This window comes from Pedobacter sp. TM02 (assembly GCF_059705275.1).
The window spans coordinates 1,403,751-1,420,859 of the sequence record NZ_AP046530.1 but is presented as its reverse complement, the minus strand read 5'-3'; the positions used below and the strand labels follow the sequence as shown (position 1 = coordinate 1,420,859).

15 protein-coding genes are annotated in these 17,109 nt (G+C 44.9%); 1 reads left to right on the top strand and 14 read right to left on the bottom strand.

Annotation, left to right across the window (positions count from 1 at the left end):
- The first annotated feature begins 54 nt into the window (after window positions 1-54).
- Entirely contained in the window at window positions 55-1,413 is a 1,359-nt protein-coding gene (locus tag AC6H1S_RS06070) for a sensor histidine kinase (RefSeq protein ID WP_199141276.1), read from the top strand.
- Between the two features lie 20 nt (window positions 1,414-1,433).
- Here AC6H1S_RS06070 and AC6H1S_RS06065 read toward each other — a convergent pair whose 3' ends face one another.
- The 14 genes from AC6H1S_RS06065 to AC6H1S_RS06000 form a co-directional block, all read right to left on the bottom strand.
- The gene (locus AC6H1S_RS06065) at window positions 1,434-2,033 is read right to left on the bottom strand and encodes a CDP-alcohol phosphatidyltransferase family protein (protein ID WP_497565524.1); all 600 of its coding nucleotides are present in this window, start codon (window positions 2,031-2,033) and stop codon (window positions 1,434-1,436) included.
- A gap of 84 nt (window positions 2,034-2,117) precedes the next feature.
- Entirely contained in the window at window positions 2,118-3,389 is a 1,272-nt protein-coding gene (locus AC6H1S_RS06060) for a glucose-1-phosphate adenylyltransferase (protein WP_199141278.1), read from the bottom strand.
- Between the two features lie 12 nt (window positions 3,390-3,401).
- Entirely contained in the window at window positions 3,402-4,808 is a 1,407-nt protein-coding gene (locus tag AC6H1S_RS06055) for a glycogen synthase (protein ID WP_497565523.1), read from the bottom strand.
- Window positions 4,809-4,998: 190 nt separating this feature from the next.
- Window positions 4,999-5,796: a uroporphyrinogen-III C-methyltransferase gene (gene cobA, locus AC6H1S_RS06050; protein ID WP_497565522.1), complete on the bottom strand. Its 798-nt coding sequence runs from the start codon at window positions 5,794-5,796 to the stop codon at window positions 4,999-5,001.
- 231 nt (window positions 5,797-6,027) lie between these two features.
- Entirely contained in the window at window positions 6,028-6,522 is a 495-nt protein-coding gene (locus AC6H1S_RS06045; RefSeq protein WP_497565521.1) for a hypothetical protein, read from the bottom strand.
- Window positions 6,523-6,917: 395 nt separating this feature from the next.
- On the bottom strand, window positions 6,918-8,165 hold the full coding sequence (locus tag AC6H1S_RS06040; RefSeq protein WP_497565520.1) for a sulfate adenylyltransferase subunit 1: 1,248 nt from the start codon (window positions 8,163-8,165) through the stop codon (window positions 6,918-6,920).
- A gap of 115 nt (window positions 8,166-8,280) precedes the next feature.
- Complete coding sequence (gene cysD, locus AC6H1S_RS06035; protein ID WP_497565519.1) at window positions 8,281-9,186, bottom strand: sulfate adenylyltransferase subunit CysD; 906 nt, start codon at window positions 9,184-9,186, stop codon at window positions 8,281-8,283.
- Between the two features lie 34 nt (window positions 9,187-9,220).
- On the bottom strand, window positions 9,221-9,919 hold the full coding sequence (locus AC6H1S_RS06030) for a phosphoadenylyl-sulfate reductase (protein ID WP_497565518.1): 699 nt from the start codon (window positions 9,917-9,919) through the stop codon (window positions 9,221-9,223).
- Between the two features lie 2 nt (window positions 9,920-9,921).
- Window positions 9,922-11,430: a TSUP family transporter gene (locus tag AC6H1S_RS06025; RefSeq protein ID WP_497565517.1), complete on the bottom strand. Its 1,509-nt coding sequence runs from the start codon at window positions 11,428-11,430 to the stop codon at window positions 9,922-9,924.
- Complete coding sequence (gene cobA / locus AC6H1S_RS06020; protein ID WP_497565516.1) at window positions 11,414-12,190, bottom strand: uroporphyrinogen-III C-methyltransferase; 777 nt, start codon at window positions 12,188-12,190, stop codon at window positions 11,414-11,416. Before cobA (AC6H1S_RS06020) ends, AC6H1S_RS06025 begins: the two co-directional genes overlap by 17 nt.
- On the bottom strand, window positions 12,187-14,271 hold the full coding sequence (locus tag AC6H1S_RS06015) for a ferredoxin-like domain-containing protein (protein WP_497565515.1): 2,085 nt from the start codon (window positions 14,269-14,271) through the stop codon (window positions 12,187-12,189). Before AC6H1S_RS06015 ends, cobA (AC6H1S_RS06020) begins: the two co-directional genes overlap by 4 nt.
- Window positions 14,272-14,515: 244 nt before the next feature.
- Window positions 14,516-14,953, bottom strand: coding sequence for an RrF2 family transcriptional regulator (locus AC6H1S_RS06010; protein ID WP_199140215.1), 438 nt, complete (start codon window positions 14,951-14,953; stop codon window positions 14,516-14,518).
- Window positions 14,954-15,006: 53 nt separating this feature from the next.
- Entirely contained in the window at window positions 15,007-16,233 is a 1,227-nt protein-coding gene (locus AC6H1S_RS06005) for a sterol desaturase family protein (protein ID WP_497565514.1), read from the bottom strand.
- Window positions 16,223-16,981: an alpha/beta fold hydrolase gene (locus tag AC6H1S_RS06000; RefSeq protein ID WP_497565513.1), complete on the bottom strand. Its 759-nt coding sequence runs from the start codon at window positions 16,979-16,981 to the stop codon at window positions 16,223-16,225. The genes AC6H1S_RS06005 and AC6H1S_RS06000 overlap by 11 nt, the downstream gene beginning before the upstream one ends.
- Between the last annotated feature and the right edge of the window lie 128 nt (window positions 16,982-17,109).

Genomic DNA, 17,109 nt, shown 5'->3' with positions numbered 1-17,109 from the left:
ATGGTCCATGGACTATAGACCATTAACAATAAACCAAACGCAATACCCAATAACATGTTCTACCAAAGATTTACCTTTCGTTTAGTTAGCAGACTGGTGCTCATCAATGTATTGGCCCTACTCTTGGTATATCTGGTACGCAATACACAGTTATGGTTTACCATTACGGGCATCAGCCTGGTTTTGCTAGGCAGCATCGTTTCGCTTTATTTTTACATCAACCAAATCAGGGAAGATATCCAGCGCTTTATCCTGGCGGTAAAAACAAGAGACCATACGCTTAATTTCAGAAACAAGGTTACCAAAGGCAGTTTTCCTGAACTGTACGAATCGTTCAACGATATCATTCAGATCCATAAAGATATCCAGCTGGAACAGGATGCCATCTTCCAGCTCATCAAAACCATTTTAGAGCAGGTGCCGGTTGGAGTAATTGTAGTGAAGAAAGAAAAAAACGCTTACGACAAATCGGAAATTTCGTTTTTCAATCTGGCGGCCAGCAACCTGCTTAACGTGCCGGCCTACAGTTATTGGCACCGTTTTCAGGAACATCTGCCCATTTTTGCCCACGAAATCGATAAAATCAGTACGGGTGGCAAACGCTTTCTCGAACTCAAGATACAAGATAAATTCATCCAGCTTTCCATTGAGGTAATTCCGCTCAACCTGTATGGCGCCGACCACATCATCATTTCTTTCCAAAACATCAAAGACGAGATCGAGCAAAAGGAAACCGAAGCCTGGAACCGTTTAATTGGTGTAATTTCGCACGAAATCCTAAATTCGATTACGCCAATCAGTTCTTTATCGGATACCGTAAACCAAATGATCAGCAACAAGACCAGTTTAGATACCGAAGACCTGGAGGACCTTAAGCCGGCACTGCAAACCATTAAAAGGCGTTCGGAAGGTTTATTGGACTTCGTAAAAGACTACAGGCTCATTGCCGAACTCCCTACGCCTAATGCCGAGCTCCATAGCATAGGCGAAATTTTGCAACATGTTAAGGTACTGATGCAGCCGATGGTAAGCGCCAAGCACATCAAGCTCCAGGTGTTGCAAACGGCTTCCAAAATCTCTATCCAGGTAGATTTCAAATTGATCGAGCAAGCGCTCATCAACCTCATTACCAACAGTATGTACGCCTTAGAAAACACCGAAAAACCTGTCATTGAGGTTACTTACCGATTGGCCCACAACAAGGTTTATATTGAGGTAACCGATAATGGCAAAGGAATTGAACCTGATAGCATCGACAAGATTTTTGTGCCTTTTTACACGACGCGGAAAAACGGCTCTGGTATTGGCCTCACCATTACGCGCAACATCATGAAAATGCACCGAGGCGGCTTAGAAGCAGATTCGATACCGAACGAAAAAACGACCTTTTCGCTCGTTTTTAATTATTCGTAGCTGGTTTTCTGTGGCCTGCATCAACTGTTCAAGTATTTGCTCTTTTTAAACGGAATACCTTTGCGCATTAAAATTGCATGGTAAAAGCTCGGAACATCGTGGGCCCAGTTGCGCAGAATCAAATTAATCAAGATCACATCTAGTTGCGAAGCCAGTCCCAAAACAATGCAGGTCTTAAATATCCAGCCATTGTGGGCAAAGCCCAAAAGTGCAGTAAAGGTAGCGAGCAGGGTCAATCCCCACATTTTTGAGAGAAAAGCATGCGTACAGGTTTCTTTCCCAAATTTCAGAAAGCTAACCAGATAGCAAAGCCCTTCCATGGCCAGAACCAAGATAACCCCGATCTTGTTTTCTTCAATCAAGCCGGGATAAATCAGGTAGCAGCTCCAGGCAATGCCCAACCAAAATACCAGATCTACCTGACTGTCTATCCTACGCATTTTTGCAGTAGAAAGTTGCTGTTTTCGGGCAATTATCCCGTCAAAAATATCAGAAAAAAGCCCCACATACATCAGTCCTAGAATAATCAAAGCGCTTTGCGCGCTAAAAAAATAAGCCAAAATTACCACTGTTGGCGCCAAAAGCAACCTAAGCAAAATCAGCATGTAGGGAATACTCATCAATACAAGTTTAGTTTTCAGGCCTTAAGCTACAAAAAAGCCCCCTTAAATTAAGGAGGCTTTGTCAATTATCAGCAAAATAGGTTAAATTACAGTTCCATTGGCAATGGTCGAGCCTTTTTTAATCACTACAATTCCATCTTTCACCACATACAGGCCATAATCGCCCTCGGCAAGATGACTGCCACCATTGATGCGTACATCGTTGCCGATCCGGCAGTTTTTATCCACAATGGCATTATTGATGTAGCAACGGTCGCCAATGCCCAGCAGCGGCTTTCCTATAGCCGTAGCTTCCTGTATCTCTTCGAGGGTTTGGTAATGATCGCTACCCATGATGTAAGAATTGGCAATGGTAGTGCCTTTTCCAATCCTCGACCTGATGCCCAAAACCGCTCGTTCTACCCTACTGGCCTGGATAATACAGCCCTCGGCCACAATGGTTTTTTCTAGCGTTGTACCCGATACCTTTGAAGGCGGCAGCATCCTTGCCCTCGTAAAAATAGTATGGGCGCTATCGAACATGTTAAACTGAGGCAATTCGTCGGTAAGGCCCAAATTGGCTTCAAAAAAGGAAGAAATATTACCAATATCGGTCCAATAGCCTTCATACTGGTAGCTTAGCACGTGGTTGCTGACCAAAGAACGCGGGATAATCTCCTTGCCAAAATCCTTTTCTTCCGGATTTTCGTTCAGCATCTTGATCAGCAAATCGCGGTTGAAGATGTAAATACCCATCGAAGCCAGGTAGTTCCTGCCCGCACTTTTCATTTCGTCGCTGGTTTCCGAAGTCCAATCGGGCAACAAATCTGCCTTTGGCTTTTCGATAAACGAAGTGATGAAGCTGTCTTCATCGGTTTTCAAAATCCCAAATTCGGTTGCTTCTTTGGCATGTACCGGAATGGTAGCGATGGTGATTTCGGCGCCTTTATCGATATGCGCCTTTAGCATTTCCCTAAAATCCATTTGATACAGCTGATCGCCCGAAAGGATCAGGATATAATCGAATTCGTGGTTGACGATGTGGTGCATGCACTGCCTCACCGCATCGGCGGTTCCCTGAAACCAAGTAGGGTTATCGGGCGTTTGCTCGGCGGCCAAAATATCGACAAAAGCCTTCGAAAAATGGCTAAAGTGATAAGTATTCTTGATGTGCTTGTTTAATGATGCAGAGTTAAACTGGGTCAGTACGAACATGCGGTGGATGCCTGAATTCATACAGTTGGAAATTGGAATATCGACAAGGCGGTATTTACCACCTATCGGCACTGCCGGTTTGGAGCGGGTTTGCGTTAACGGAGATAATCGCGATCCTTGGCCCCCGCCAAGAATAACACCCAATACTTTGTCGGTCATAGCTGTTGATGTTTACATTTGGTACAAGTCTATATATTGTTGTGCCGCCCGGTCCCATGAGTGGTCTAGCGACATGATATATTTGCGGATATCCTTTACTTTCTTTTGGTCTAAAAACAATTCGTAGGCCCTTCCAATGGCATGTCCAACATCCCAAACGCTGGTTTGGTCGTGGCAAATGCCGAAACCCCCATCACCAATGTCGGTAACCGTATCCTTTAGGCCGCCAATGCGCCTTACAATGGGAATGGTACCATAACGCAAGGCATACATCTGGTTCAGTCCGCAAGGCTCCACCCGCGAAGGCATCAATAGAAAATCAGCTCCTGCATAAATCTGGTGAGACAATACTTCGTTATAGCCAATATAGGCATTATAACTGCCTTTGAAATGATGTTTCAGCTCATTTAAGCGATCTTCTACGTGAGAATCGCCAGAACCGAGCACCAAAATATTGATTTCGCTATTGCTCTGCTGCAATGCATTGTAAAAAATATCAGGCAACAGATCGGCTCCCTTTTCGCCTACTAAACGTCCGATAAAAGTATACAGCGGTTTTTCTTTATCCAAGTTAAAAACAGTACAAAGGGCTTCTTTGTTTGCTTTTTTGCCATTATCTACCGTACGTACCGAAAATGTTTTGCTCAGCATCGGGTCTTTGGCCGGATCCCATACCTCATTGTCTATTCCGTTTAAGATGCCTGCCGATTTGCCCCGCTCTTGGGCCAAAAGATTTTCCAAGCCATTGGCTTGGTAGCTGATTTCCTCCAAATAGCTCGGCGATACGGTAGTTACCCGCCAGGCACATTTAATGGCCGAAGCCAAAGGATTGATGCAGTTGCCCCAATCCAGCTTGCTCGAATTGCGCAACTCGTAAGCCGGCAGGTAATAAAGTTTTTCCCAGCCAAACTGGCCCTGGTATTGGGCATTGTGGATGGTGAGTACCGTAGGGATGTAGCTCAAATGGCGATACTGGTAGCAGTTGCCAACCATAAACGGAATTAAGCCGGTGTGGTGGTCGTGGCAATGGATGATATCAGGACGATGTTCCCATTGTGCAATCCAGTCCAATGCTGCAATTTGAAAAGCCAAAAAGCGTTCGGTGTCATCCTCATAGCCATATACTTTTTCGCGGTCCAGTAACCCGCTGATATGCACCAAAAACAGGTCGAAACCCAGTTTATTGGTCTTTTCCCTAAAAATGCGGGCTTGATAGTTATTCGACCCTAGGCGCACCCAGCCGTCGTAAACTACCTCAAATTCGTTCTGCTGCAAAAACTTATTGTGATAAGCTGGCATTACCACTTTTGCCACATGACCAAGTTTATTCTGATACTTGGGCAAAGCGCCTACCACATCGCCCAATCCGCCAACTTTTGCAACTGGATAACATTCGGCACTGAAGTGTATAATTTCCATAAACGTAGCATTGAAAAATCTTAGTCAAAATAGGCAATAGATTGAGTATTGCAAACATTTAGGAAAAATAATTTTTGCCGGTTGCCGATATGTTATTTCTAAGGAAAATTTATTTCAGAAAAAGAAAAGGCTGAGTTTTACCTCAGCCCTAACAACCAAACAAAAAATAAATATGAATTTACCTAAGCTCTTAATAGCCTTCTTCTACAAGCGTGGCATAAAAATCTTTAATGGCATTGAATTGCGGATGTAAGGAAACCACCTGACCGAAAATGAGGAGTGCCGGCGAACTGATTTGCTTTTCTTCGATCAGCTCTTCAATGGTATCAACAATGCCCACAACTACGTTTTCTTGGGTCGATGATCCATTTTCGATTACCGCTACAGGCAATTGTGTTTTACCTTCGGTTTTAAAGATACCTGCAATTTCCCTGATTTTTTCAATGCCCATCAGCACTACAATGGTGGCATTCGATTTGGCAGCCACATACAAATCTGGAGAAATATCTCCTTTGGCGTTGGTACCGGTTACCACCCAAAAGCTTTCGCTCAGCTTGCTGTATACCATCGGTATTTTTTGCAGGCCGGGTACACCCAAAGCACTCGAAACGCCCGGAACGATCTCTGTAGGAATACTATACGATTCGGCTACATCGATTTCTTCATAACCACGGGCAAACACAAAAGGATCGCCACTTTTTAACCGCACTACATGCCCGTAGTTTAAGGCATAATCGATCATCAGCTTGTTAACCAAATCCTGAGAAAATGATTCGTCGTCAGAACGTTTGCCTACATATACTTTGATGGCATTTGCAGGTGCATAGTTTAGCAAGGCTTCGTTTACCAAGGCATCGTACAAAACCACATCGGCGGTTTTTAACGCTTTTACTCCTTTTAAGGTCAACAAATCAGGGTCGCCCGGACCTGCACCTACTAAGGTGATTTTAGGCTCGATTGTGGTTCTTTCTGTCTGACTAAGTATCATTACGCTTTTGGTTTGGTTAATCAACACCACAAATATATATAATATCTATAGAATTAGTAGTATTTATTTTTAAAAATATATAATTAATTGATCTACAATAGAATAAATTAAAATCATGAATAAAAAAGCCACACAATCCTGTGGGCACCTTTCCAACTGAGGGGAATTATTAAGCCAGCATACACCTTCGAAGTCTTAAAAACTTCGCAAGTGTATGCAAAAGCTGTACGCCTATTTGCAATCTTTCGGTTCGAAGATAAACTTGCCGGCTTCGAAATTAATCGGTTTACCTTTTACAAAATACGAACGGCCCAAGGTAGTTTCGATTTGGCCAACGCCCATAATCAGCTTGCCATCTTTTTTAAGGAAGGCCAGCGGGTTGGTATAGGTGCCTATACTGTCTGTCCCTACCTTGAAACTGTAGTCAACAAACAAGGTATCGCCTTTGAGTTCTCCGGTAAAAAAGCCGTCGTTCTTGGGTTTATCTGCATAATTGATCAATAATGTTCCCGATACTTTGCCAGAAGCCAGTGTATTGAGCTTCAAATCGGCCGATTCGGTTTCGTACTTGGCCTGATAGCAGGTTGAGTTGGTTATATCGTCCTTTGCTTTAGTAGTTGCTTGCTTTTCTCCGCTTTGGCCACAGCCGAATGCCAAGAAACCAACAGTAATGGCCAGAAATAACAGGTTCTTTTTCATGTTTTTAGGGTTGAGGTGTTTTTTCATTTTTAGCATTAGGATGAAGAATCCAGTTCTTTTCCATAAGATAACCAATAAAATGCAGAAAAAGTTTGTTTGAACTAGCGATGTCTGAAAAAGCACTTAATTTCCTAACGTTCAAAAACAAAAACCACAGATCGACAGATTAGACCTTATGCGACTGAAATCTGTTAGTCTGTGGCTAAAGTTCACTTTTCGGATTGCAGACCCAAAACTATCGGGGTCGAGACAGGCATACCCCATCAGCGAGATAAAGCGATTAATTTCAAAAAACAAAAGCCACGGATCGACAGATTAGACTACCTCAAATCGGCCCATTTATGGCGATAGTTCATATATCAAATAACTAATCCAATATTATTTGGCCCACAGGGTTCATGCCAACCCGCCGGCGCAAAGCTCTATTCTACCGCAGCCCGAAACATCAAGGCACCCACGGTTAGGTTGGTCCGGCTATCAATTAAAATAGCCGATCCGTTTTGACGGCTGTCACCGTATAAGTCGAATGCCAAAGCCGCTGCCGTTTTAAGCACAACCCTACCAATATCATTCAATGCAAAGGAAGATGCATTGTGTTTTTCTAACGTATTGATGTCTACCTTGTAAATCAGCTCGGAAATCTTGCAACGGGTCAAGGTACTGTTATGTTGGATCAAATACGTTAATTCGGTATCTAAAGGCCTGGTATCCATCCAGCATAAATCGGCCTCTATCAGTTTCGATTCGTGGGGTACGGCCGAAGCATTCACAATGGTATCTCCCCTGCTTAGGTCAACATTATCCTTTAAATGAATGGTTACCGATTGTCCAGCCAAAGCCTCCTGCAATTCATTGTCGAAAAACTCGATTTTACTGATGGTTGAACGATTGCCCGAAGGCAAAACCACTACTTTATCGTTTACCTTAAAACTACCACTCAATATCCGGCCTGCATAGCCTCGGTAATCGTGCAGGTCGTCTGTTTGCGGTCTGATTACCCATTGCACTGGCATGCGCGCAGGCCCTTGCTGCTGTTCTTCGGTATTTACCTCTTCCAAAAGCTCAATGAGGCTTTTGCCATCGTACCAAGCCATTTGCCCAGAGCGGTGCACAATATTATCGCCTTTTAGCGCACTTACCGGCAGGTAGGTAACCTGTTTAAGGTTGAGTTGTAAGGCCAAAGCCTTATACTTGGTTACAATGGCATTAAATACGGTTTCGCTATAACCTACCATGTCCATTTTGTTGATGGCCACTACCACTTCCTTGATGCCCAGCAGCGACACCAGGTAGGTATGCCTAATGGTCTGTTCAACCACACCGTTGCGCGCATCGATCAAAATAATGGCTAAATCGGCCGTAGAAGCACCCGTAACCATGTTTCTGGTGTATTGAATATGTCCAGGGGTATCGGCAATGATAAACTTACGTTTCTCGGTTTGGAAATATTTATAAGCCACGTCGATGGTAATGCCCTGCTCTCTTTCGGCACGCAAGCCATCTGTTAAAATGGCCAGGTCGATGGTGCCATCGTCGTTTTTGCGGTTGGCGTTTTGCAAGGCCTCCAATTGATCGGCCAGAATTGAATTGGTATCGTAAAGCAAACGGCCGATGAGGGTGCTTTTGCCATCGTCAACGCTGCCTGCCGTAAAGAATTTTAGTATGTTCATTTTTTGTTGGATTTGAGATGTGAGATATGAGATGTGAGATTTGAGATATGAGATATGAGACAGGGGGGGGTAAAATTTACGGACTGTTTTTTCAGATCTCCTACCGCATTGTTCTTTAAAAATATCCTCCTTTTTTGCGGTCTTCCATGGCGGCTTCTGATACTTTATCGTCCATGCGGGCTCCTCTCTCGCTGACTTTTGAATGGCTGATTTCGGCAATGATATCGTCGATATGGATTGCTTCCGATTCGACCGCAGCTGTACAGGTCATATCTCCAACGGTGCGGAAACGAACTTTTTTACTGACAACCACATCTTCTTCATCCATATTCAAAAATGGCGTAGCACCCATCAATTGGCCATTTCTGACCACACAATCGCGCTGGTGCGCAAAGTAGATGCTTGGCAAAGCGATATTTTCCCTACGGATGTAATTCCATACATCCAGCTCGGTCCAGTTGCTGATCGGAAAAACCCTAACGTTTTCGCCCTTGTGGATTTTTCCATTGTAGATATTCCACAGTTCTGGGCGCTGCCTTTTCGGGTCCCATTGGCCAAATTCGTCTCTTACCGAAAAAATACGCTCTTTGGCGCGAGCTTTTTCCTCATCGCGACGGGCACCGCCAATACAGGCATCAAATCCGTAAGCCTGAATGGTATCAAGCAACGTAACGGTTTGTAAGGCATTTCTGCTGGCATTTTTGCCGGTCTGTTCCACCACTTTTCCCTCGTCTATCGATTGTTGTACGGAACCTATAATCAGCTTTTCGCCAATGCGGGCTACCATTTCGTCGCGGTACTGGATGGTTTCTATAAAATTATGGCCGGTATCTATATGGACCAATGGAAAGGGAAACTTGCCAGGCCTAAAAGCCTTTTCGGCCAAACGCACCAATGTAATCGAGTCTTTGCCACCCGAAAACAGCAAAGCCGGCTTTTCAAACTGGCCTGCCACTTCGCGTAAAATGTGAATGGCTTCGGCCTCCAACTCGTCTAAATAATCTAAATTATACCTACTCATGTTCTCTATTCTTCAATTTGTAAATGTTAATTGCTTAGGATGCGGCATGCAGGCCACATTCCTTTTTCGATTGGTCTTCCCACCACCAGCGACCGGCCCTAAAATCTTCGCCCGCACTTACGGCTCGTGTACAAGGCATACAGCCGATGCTCGGAAAACCCTTATCGTGCAAGGTGTTGTACACAATATGATGCTGTTTGATGTACGCCTTCACTTCTTCGAGCGACCAATTGAAGATGGGATGGAATTTGACCAGTTGGTTGCCTTCGTCCCATTCCAGGTTATCCATATGCTCACGGTTCTGGCTTTGCTCGGCACGGATACCGGTAATCCAGATTTCGTTTCCGGCCAATGCCCTTTTCAGGGGTTCTATTTTGCGGATGTAGCAGCATTCCTTTCTGTGCTCAACCGATTGATAGAAACTGTTGGGGCCTTTGGCGTTTACCATCTCCTGCAACAGATCGTTTTGCGGATAATAAGCCTCGATTGGCTTTTGGTAGATTTCTAAGGTGCGGTTCCAAACGTAATAGGTTTCTGGAAACAGCCTGCCTGTTTCGAGCGTAAATACCTTGATGGGGAGGTTGTTTTCGAAAATGAGATGGGTAACCACCTGGTCTTCCCAGCCAAAACTGGTCGAAAACACGATTTTACCCGGAAATAAATCGGCCAATAAGGCCAATTGTGCTACCGGATCTAAACCTAGGAGTTGTTTTTTGATTGCATCTATATCCATCTTCACTCAATCAATTTTAAGATAAAAGATACCACGCTACGCAGGCTCACGGCCATTACGATAATGCCTACTGCCACCATAATGGTTTTGGCCGAAATACGATTGGAAACCTTGGCTGCTATCGGTGCTGCCAAAGCACTGCCGATGATCAAGCCTACAACGGCCTCCCAGTATTTGCCTCCCAGCATGGTAAAAAAAGTAAGCGAGCTGAGGGTGGCGATAAAAAAACGGCTGATTTTTACCGTGCCCAGAGAGAACAAGGGATGCCTGCCGCCGGCAATCAGGCTCGACAGGACGATAGAACCCCAACCTCCGCCAAATGCGGCATCGATAAAGCCACCGAAAAAACCAAGAATGCCTATTTTTTTGATTTTGTGCCCAGCCTTCTTTCTTTTGATGTTGAAGGCCTTCATCAAAATGATACCTCCCAATATCAAAGTATAAACCGCTACAATGGGTTTGGTATATTGGCTGTAATGCTCTAGCGACGACAATAGGTAAGCGCCCAGAACAGCACCGATAATGGCCGGAATAATCAATATTTTAAACAGCTTCCAGTTCACATTGCCCATGCGGTAGTGCATCCAACCCGCAATGCCGTTGCTTAGCACTTCAGAAATATGGATGGCCATACTGGCCGATGCCGGCGGCAAGCCCATGGCTAACGAAAACGAAGCCGAGGTTACGCCATACGACATGCCAATGGCTCCATCAATCATGGCAAACACAAAACCAGCTCCCAAAAACCAGTAAAATAACGGATCGATATTGATCAGGAAATGCTGAAATGCAGGCTCGGTATTCCATAGCGTTAATCCGGCTGTGCCGATCAGCAAAATACTGGCCAGCCAAATCATCCATTTGAGGTTGGTTTCCCAAAAGCTTTTGCGGGGCTTCACCAAAATTTCGGTTACCTTGTTGAGTTTTTTAACCTTTTTGGCAAAATCGCCATTGAGGCTCTGGCGCAAGGTGTTCATGTTGATAAGCGTTTCTTCCAGTTCGTTAGGCAAACTCTCGTTAAGGATTTGCTTTAAGCGCTTGGCAATGGTGGGCGATTTGCCATTGGTAGAAACGGCTATTTTCAAATCGCCTTTTTGGGCAATGGAGCCCAGGTAAAAATCGCACAGTGCGGGTTGGTCGGCTACGTTGATGAGCAGCCCTTTTTGATGGGCCGCTGTTCTTATCTGTTGGTTGAGCCCGTTATTGTTCGTTGCCGCAAAAACAATATCCACGTCCTCCAAATCAGCTGGTTCAAAAGATTTTTGCTTGATGGTTAAATAAGGATGCTTTTGTTGCAAAGCCAGTACAGCTGGCAAAACCTGTTCGGCCACCACAGTTACCTGTGCCTGATGGCTGTTGCCTATAATGGCGTTTAGTTTTTCCAATCCCACATGGCCAGCCCCAATCAATAAGGTACGCAACTGGTTCAGTTTTACAAAAACCGGAAACAGCTGGTTGCCTTTTTCCTCGAGGGCAACAGGATCTTGCTGAAGGCTAGGCAATATTTGCATAAGACTGGATCAATGTTTTAAATGCGGGATGCAGGGAAACCACTTCGCCAAAAACCAATAAGGCCGGAGCCGCTATCTTCTCTTTTTTGACGATATCCACAATCGTGTTGACTTTGCCAACGACAAATTTTTCGTCGGCGGCCGAGCCATTTTGGATAACGGCAACCGGCAGCTGCGCCTTGCCTGCAACCGCAAAAACAGATACGATTTGGGCCAATTTCTTCAATCCCATCAAAATCACTACTGTGGCGTTGGTGTGGGCTGCCTGGTAGATGTCGGCCGAAATAGCACCCGACGTGGTGGTGCCGGTAATGACCCAAAAGCTTTCGCTTAAACCACGATGGGTTACCGGAATTTGCTGCAGACCCGGTACCCCGATAGCACTTGAAATACCCGGAATGACCGTTACCGGGATATGGTACGAATCGGCAAAGTCTAATTCTTCGTAGCCTCTGCCAAATACAAAAGGATCGCCTCCTTTTAGGCGCACCACATGGCCAAAGTTGAGGGCATAATCTACCATCAGCTTATTAATGGCATCTTGCTGGTACGAATGTTCACCAGAACGTTTGCCCACATATACTTTGATGGCCGTTTCGGGTGCGTAGGCCAGCAAAGCTTCGTTGATGAGCGCATCGTAAAGTACAACATCGGCCGTTTGCAAAGCCTTTACGCCTTTCAGGGTCAGCAAGTCCGGATCGCCCGGGCCTGCGCCCAAAAGGGTTATTTTGGGTTCTTTATCTACGTTCAAATTGCTCATGCGGCAACCTCCCTCTTGGCTTTGATTTGTGTTAAAAATTGTTGTGCGACAGCCAAATAACTTTTGGCAAAAGCCTGGCTAGGCTCATTTTTGTTGATTTGCAAGGCGATTTCCTGAAAGCTGGGCTCGAAAGCAAACTCTCCATTTGCTACATACTGGGCATCAAATTCCCTGATTACCCCAATTTGCGTGCTGCTGTTGATGCCTTTGTCGAGCAGCAAAGACTTGGCTGCACTAACCAATACGCTATAGGTGTGGTAAATCGAATCGGCATAAGCGCCATGAGCCAGGGCTCTTGTGGCCCAGTCCAGTTTTTCTTGGGCCTCGAGCAGCAAAGTGGCCACCAAATCGATAACCACTCCGGCACATTCACCTACGCCAATAGCGGTTTCAAAGGTCTCTTCATGGCCCCAATCCACAAAATCTGTTGCCTGCAATTCATTCAAATCGGCTAGGGGCTTTAAAAGCTGATAAAAATAATCCTTGCCTTTGCTATCGTAATAAGCATGGAAGGTTTTTTCGGTGCCCGCCGCCTTAAAATCGTTTAGCAAGGCGTGCAGCACCAGGCCTGCCCTTTTTGACGGCACCTTGATTATACGTTCGGCTACACGGCCTACGCCGTTGCCTACGGTACCGCCACCCAGCATTACCTGTACGGCCGGCACTACCTTGCCTGCTGCTTTAAGCGAACTGCCGTGGAAACCAATTTCGGCCAAACCATGCTGGCCACAAGAGTTCATACAGCCGCTGATCTTGATTTTGATGTTCTTTTCGTAAATAAACTCCGGGAAATCGTGCTGAATGGTCTGTTCCAATACCTTGGCCAAGGTCATGCTGTTCGAAATGCCCAGGTTACAGGTATCTGTTCCCGGACAAGTGGTAATATCGGCCAAACTATCAAAGCCCAATTCGGCCAAGCCAAGTTCATGCAAGTTGGCATAAAGCACTGGCAAAGCTTCTTTACGTACAAATTTGAGCAACAATCCCTGGTTTTGGGTAACGCGAATTTCGTCGGCAACATAAGGCTTTACCGCAGCCACAAAGGCCCTGGCCTGATCGGTTTTGATATCACCAATCTGCACTTTTACATAAACGGCGTAAAAACCCTGCTGTTTTTGTTCAACCACGTTGGTGTCTAGCCATTGCTGGTAGCGCAGCTGGTCCTGAATTTCAACTTTCGGGTAGTCGACGGCAACAGGCGCTTCGGGTTGTTGTACCGAATTACGGTCAACCTTAAAACTTTTTACTTTATTGGCCAATCGCTCCTCTTCTACCAAACGCAGCACTTCTTCCAACCCTAATTTCTGCACCAGGTATTTTAAACGGGCTTTGTTTCTGTTGGTGCGTTCGCCATAACGGTCGAAAACGCGCAGTACCGATTCGCTGAAAGGAATAAGCTGGTCTTCGGGCAAAAATTCGTGCACGGCACTGGCCAAAAAGGGTTGTGCGCCCAGGCCGCCGGCAAACATTACTTTAAAGCCCCTTTCTCCGGCTTCGTTGAGTTTGGGAATGAAGCCCAAATCGTGGATGTAGCTGTAGGCTGTATCTTTATCGCTTGATGAAAACGAAATCTTGATTTTGCGCCCCATCTCCTGGCAAATGGGATTGCGCAAGAAATAGCTGAACACGGCATGGGCATAAGGCGAAACATCAAAAGGCTCGTCGGGATCGATGCCCGCATTGGGCGATGAGGTTACGTTTCTTACCGTATTGCCACAAGCCTCGCGCAAGGTAATATCATCCTGCTCTAGCTTGGCCCACAGCTCGGGGGTTCGGTCTAGGCTCACATAGTGGATCTGTATATCCTGACGGGTGGTTAAATGCAGGTTGCCACTGGCATATTCATCGGCGATAGCCGCAATACGCAACAATTGTTTGAAGCTCAATTTTCCGAAAGGCAGCTTGATGCGGATCATCTGTACGCCAGGCTGACGCTGCCCGTAAATGCCACGCGCCAAACGCAGACTCCTGAAACGCTCTTCGTGTATCTTACCCGCCCTAAAATCATAGATCTTTTTTTCTAAATCGATGATATCCTGCTCTACTATAGGATTTTCTAATTCTGTTCTGAAACTCTGCATTCGGTGTTTTTATAGGTAGTTTTTTATTCGCTATCAGCTTTTTTCAGGCTAAAAACAGTCTGAACAATCAGCTTAATTCTAGCAAATATATAAAGTATATAGATTTAGTAGTAATTTATTTTTATTTTATTTCTTATTGAAGTTAGGACAAACACGAAAATCAAGGGGAATTTAATCGCGCAACAAGCCATTCACGGCTTCGACAGTCAAATCGGAAACCGTTGGCAATACCGTAAAAGAATGGTTAAAGATCGAGCAAAGGTGCTTTTTCCTTTTCGATGATCTGGGCAATACTGGTTTCGCTCAATACTTTCAGGGTCGCATCGCGCACATCGATAAAGACCTTACGGATGCCACAGGTTACCTCATCATGGCACTCGTCGCACTTGTGGTAAAACTTAAGGCTGGCACAGGGTACCATGGCAATAGGGCCATCGGTAATGCGCAAAATATCGACCAAGTAAATATCAGCCGGGTTTTTATTGAGGCTATAGCCACCGCCAGCACCTTTTTTGCTGTACAGGTAGCCTGCATTACGCAGGTCTAGCAAGATCTGCTCTAAAAATTTTTTCGGAATATGCTCCTCTTCCGCAATACGGGCAATCTGCATTGGCGGTTCATTGATGTTTTTTCCTAAAACCACCAATGCTTTTATGGCATACTTTGTTTTTTTAGACAGCATATGAACAAAGCTAATAAAAATTTAGAAATGCAAAGGCTATTGCAGCTTCTCGACTATACTTTTTCTACCTTTTCGTATCGCAGCACATAATTGCGGTACAGTTGGCTGAGGTAAAAGGTCCTTTCGAGCAAAATAAGGATCAGCGCCGGGATAAAAATCCATGCAAAGAGATTGAACTTCCAGAAAACATAGGCCACCAGCATCATCAGCCTGATACATTCGAGGTAGTAAATCCACTTGCGCTGTTCGAGCAGGGCGCCACAGTTGACTAGCGTAATCAATACAAAGCCCAAAACAAACAGCTTATCGTCGAGCCCCAAAAAAGCAAAACAGGCCGTGACGAAAGTAAGCAGCAAGACCGAAAGCGCGAGTTGAAAATTAAGGTATTGCTTAAATTTAAAGCGGTATGGCCCGCTGACTTGATGCTGTAGAAAACGTCTTTCCAAGACCGGCCTGATGGCTTGATCGAGGGTAGCCGGATGGCTGAACCAAACTTTGAGCTTGTTGCCCAAGCCTCCTACCCTCCTGGCGGCCTCATCCAGTTCCAAATAGTAGTGAAAATGCTGCCACAGAAAGCTATGGCTTTTAATGGGGTGCGTTAAACCATATTGGGGCGCTTCTTCTTCTTGCTGAAAAGTGCCGAACAACTTGTCCCAAAACACAAATACATCGCCGTAATTTTTATCGAGGTATTTCTCATCGCTGGCATGGTGTACACCGTGCAGGGAGGGCGTAATGAAAACATATTCGAGCCAGGGCAGCTTACCGATCAGCTGGGTATGGGTAAAGAACGAATAAGTACCGTGAACGGTCAAAATAACCATCACCAATGCCGGATGGAAGCCCAAAAAGGGCAAAGCACACCAAAATACATTCCTGATCAAGGCCTGCAAGGTCGTAATCCTGGCCGATACGCTGAGGTTAAACTCCTCGCTTTGGTGGTGTACGATGTGGGCCGCCCATAAAAAATTAACCTCATGCCCCAACCGATGATACCAGTACCAAATCAAATCGGTAATCAAAATGAGTAATACCCACACCCACCAGGTATTGGGGATGTGGAATAAAGCATAATTTTTATAGATATACTGAAAAAGGTCGTAGAAACTACCGGCAACAAACAAATTGAGCAAACGCTCTGCTATGCCAATGCTTACGTTGGCTACCGAACTCTCGTACCTGAACAGGTGCTTTTTCTTTAGCCTAACGGCCAGCTGATATTCGAGATACAGAAAAAGGAAAAAGGCTGGAATGGCAAAAGCCAAGTAGTTAACAGGCATAGTTACTGGCTAAAAAATTACTCAGGTGCAGGTTAAAAAGTTCGGGTTGTTCCATCATGGGCGCATGGCCACAATTGTTGAGGTAATGCAACTTAGCTTGTGGCAATAGTTCCTTAAACTGTTCGGCAACCGCCGGAGGCGTAACCACATCCTGTAAACCCCAAAGCAGCAAAGTAGGTACTTTAATGTGGGGCAACTGGTTTTTAAGGTTTTGTTTTTGTGTATCTCTGGCCAAACCGATAATGGCTAAAGCTTTTGATTTTTGCTGCACGATTTCGAAAATGTGGTTAACCAGGGCTTCGTCTACCACTTCTTTCCGGTCAAAAACATCTTCTACCTTCCCTTTGATGTAGCTATAATCCTTCACTCTTGGAAAAGTGCCTCCAAATGTATTCTCGTACAAACCAGAACTGCCCGTAAGTACCAGTTTAGCTACTTTTTTGGGATGTTTTAGCGTGTAGAGCAAGGCAATGTGCCCACCTAGCGAATTGCCGACCAGTACCGGCTGGTCAATTTGGTTCTGGACAATGTAGTTTTCCAGAAACTGCACCAAACGTTCGAGGTTGTTGCCCCGCAATCCATTAAACAAAGGCAATTCGGGTGCAAAAACCTGATGTTTATACTCAAAGCGTTCCTTAACGTGTTTCCAATTGCTCAACTGCCCCAATAGGCCGTGAAGCAGGACAATAGGCCGGTCCTTTGTCAAATCTTGTTGAACGCTTATTGTCGAAGTGAATGATAATTGCATGGAAAAGTTCTTTGAATCAAAACTTCTCAAAAATAGCAATATTTTAAATAAATACTACTAAATCTATAGATTAAATATATTTAATACATATTAACGAGATAAGGTACTTAATTATAGACAATTAAACA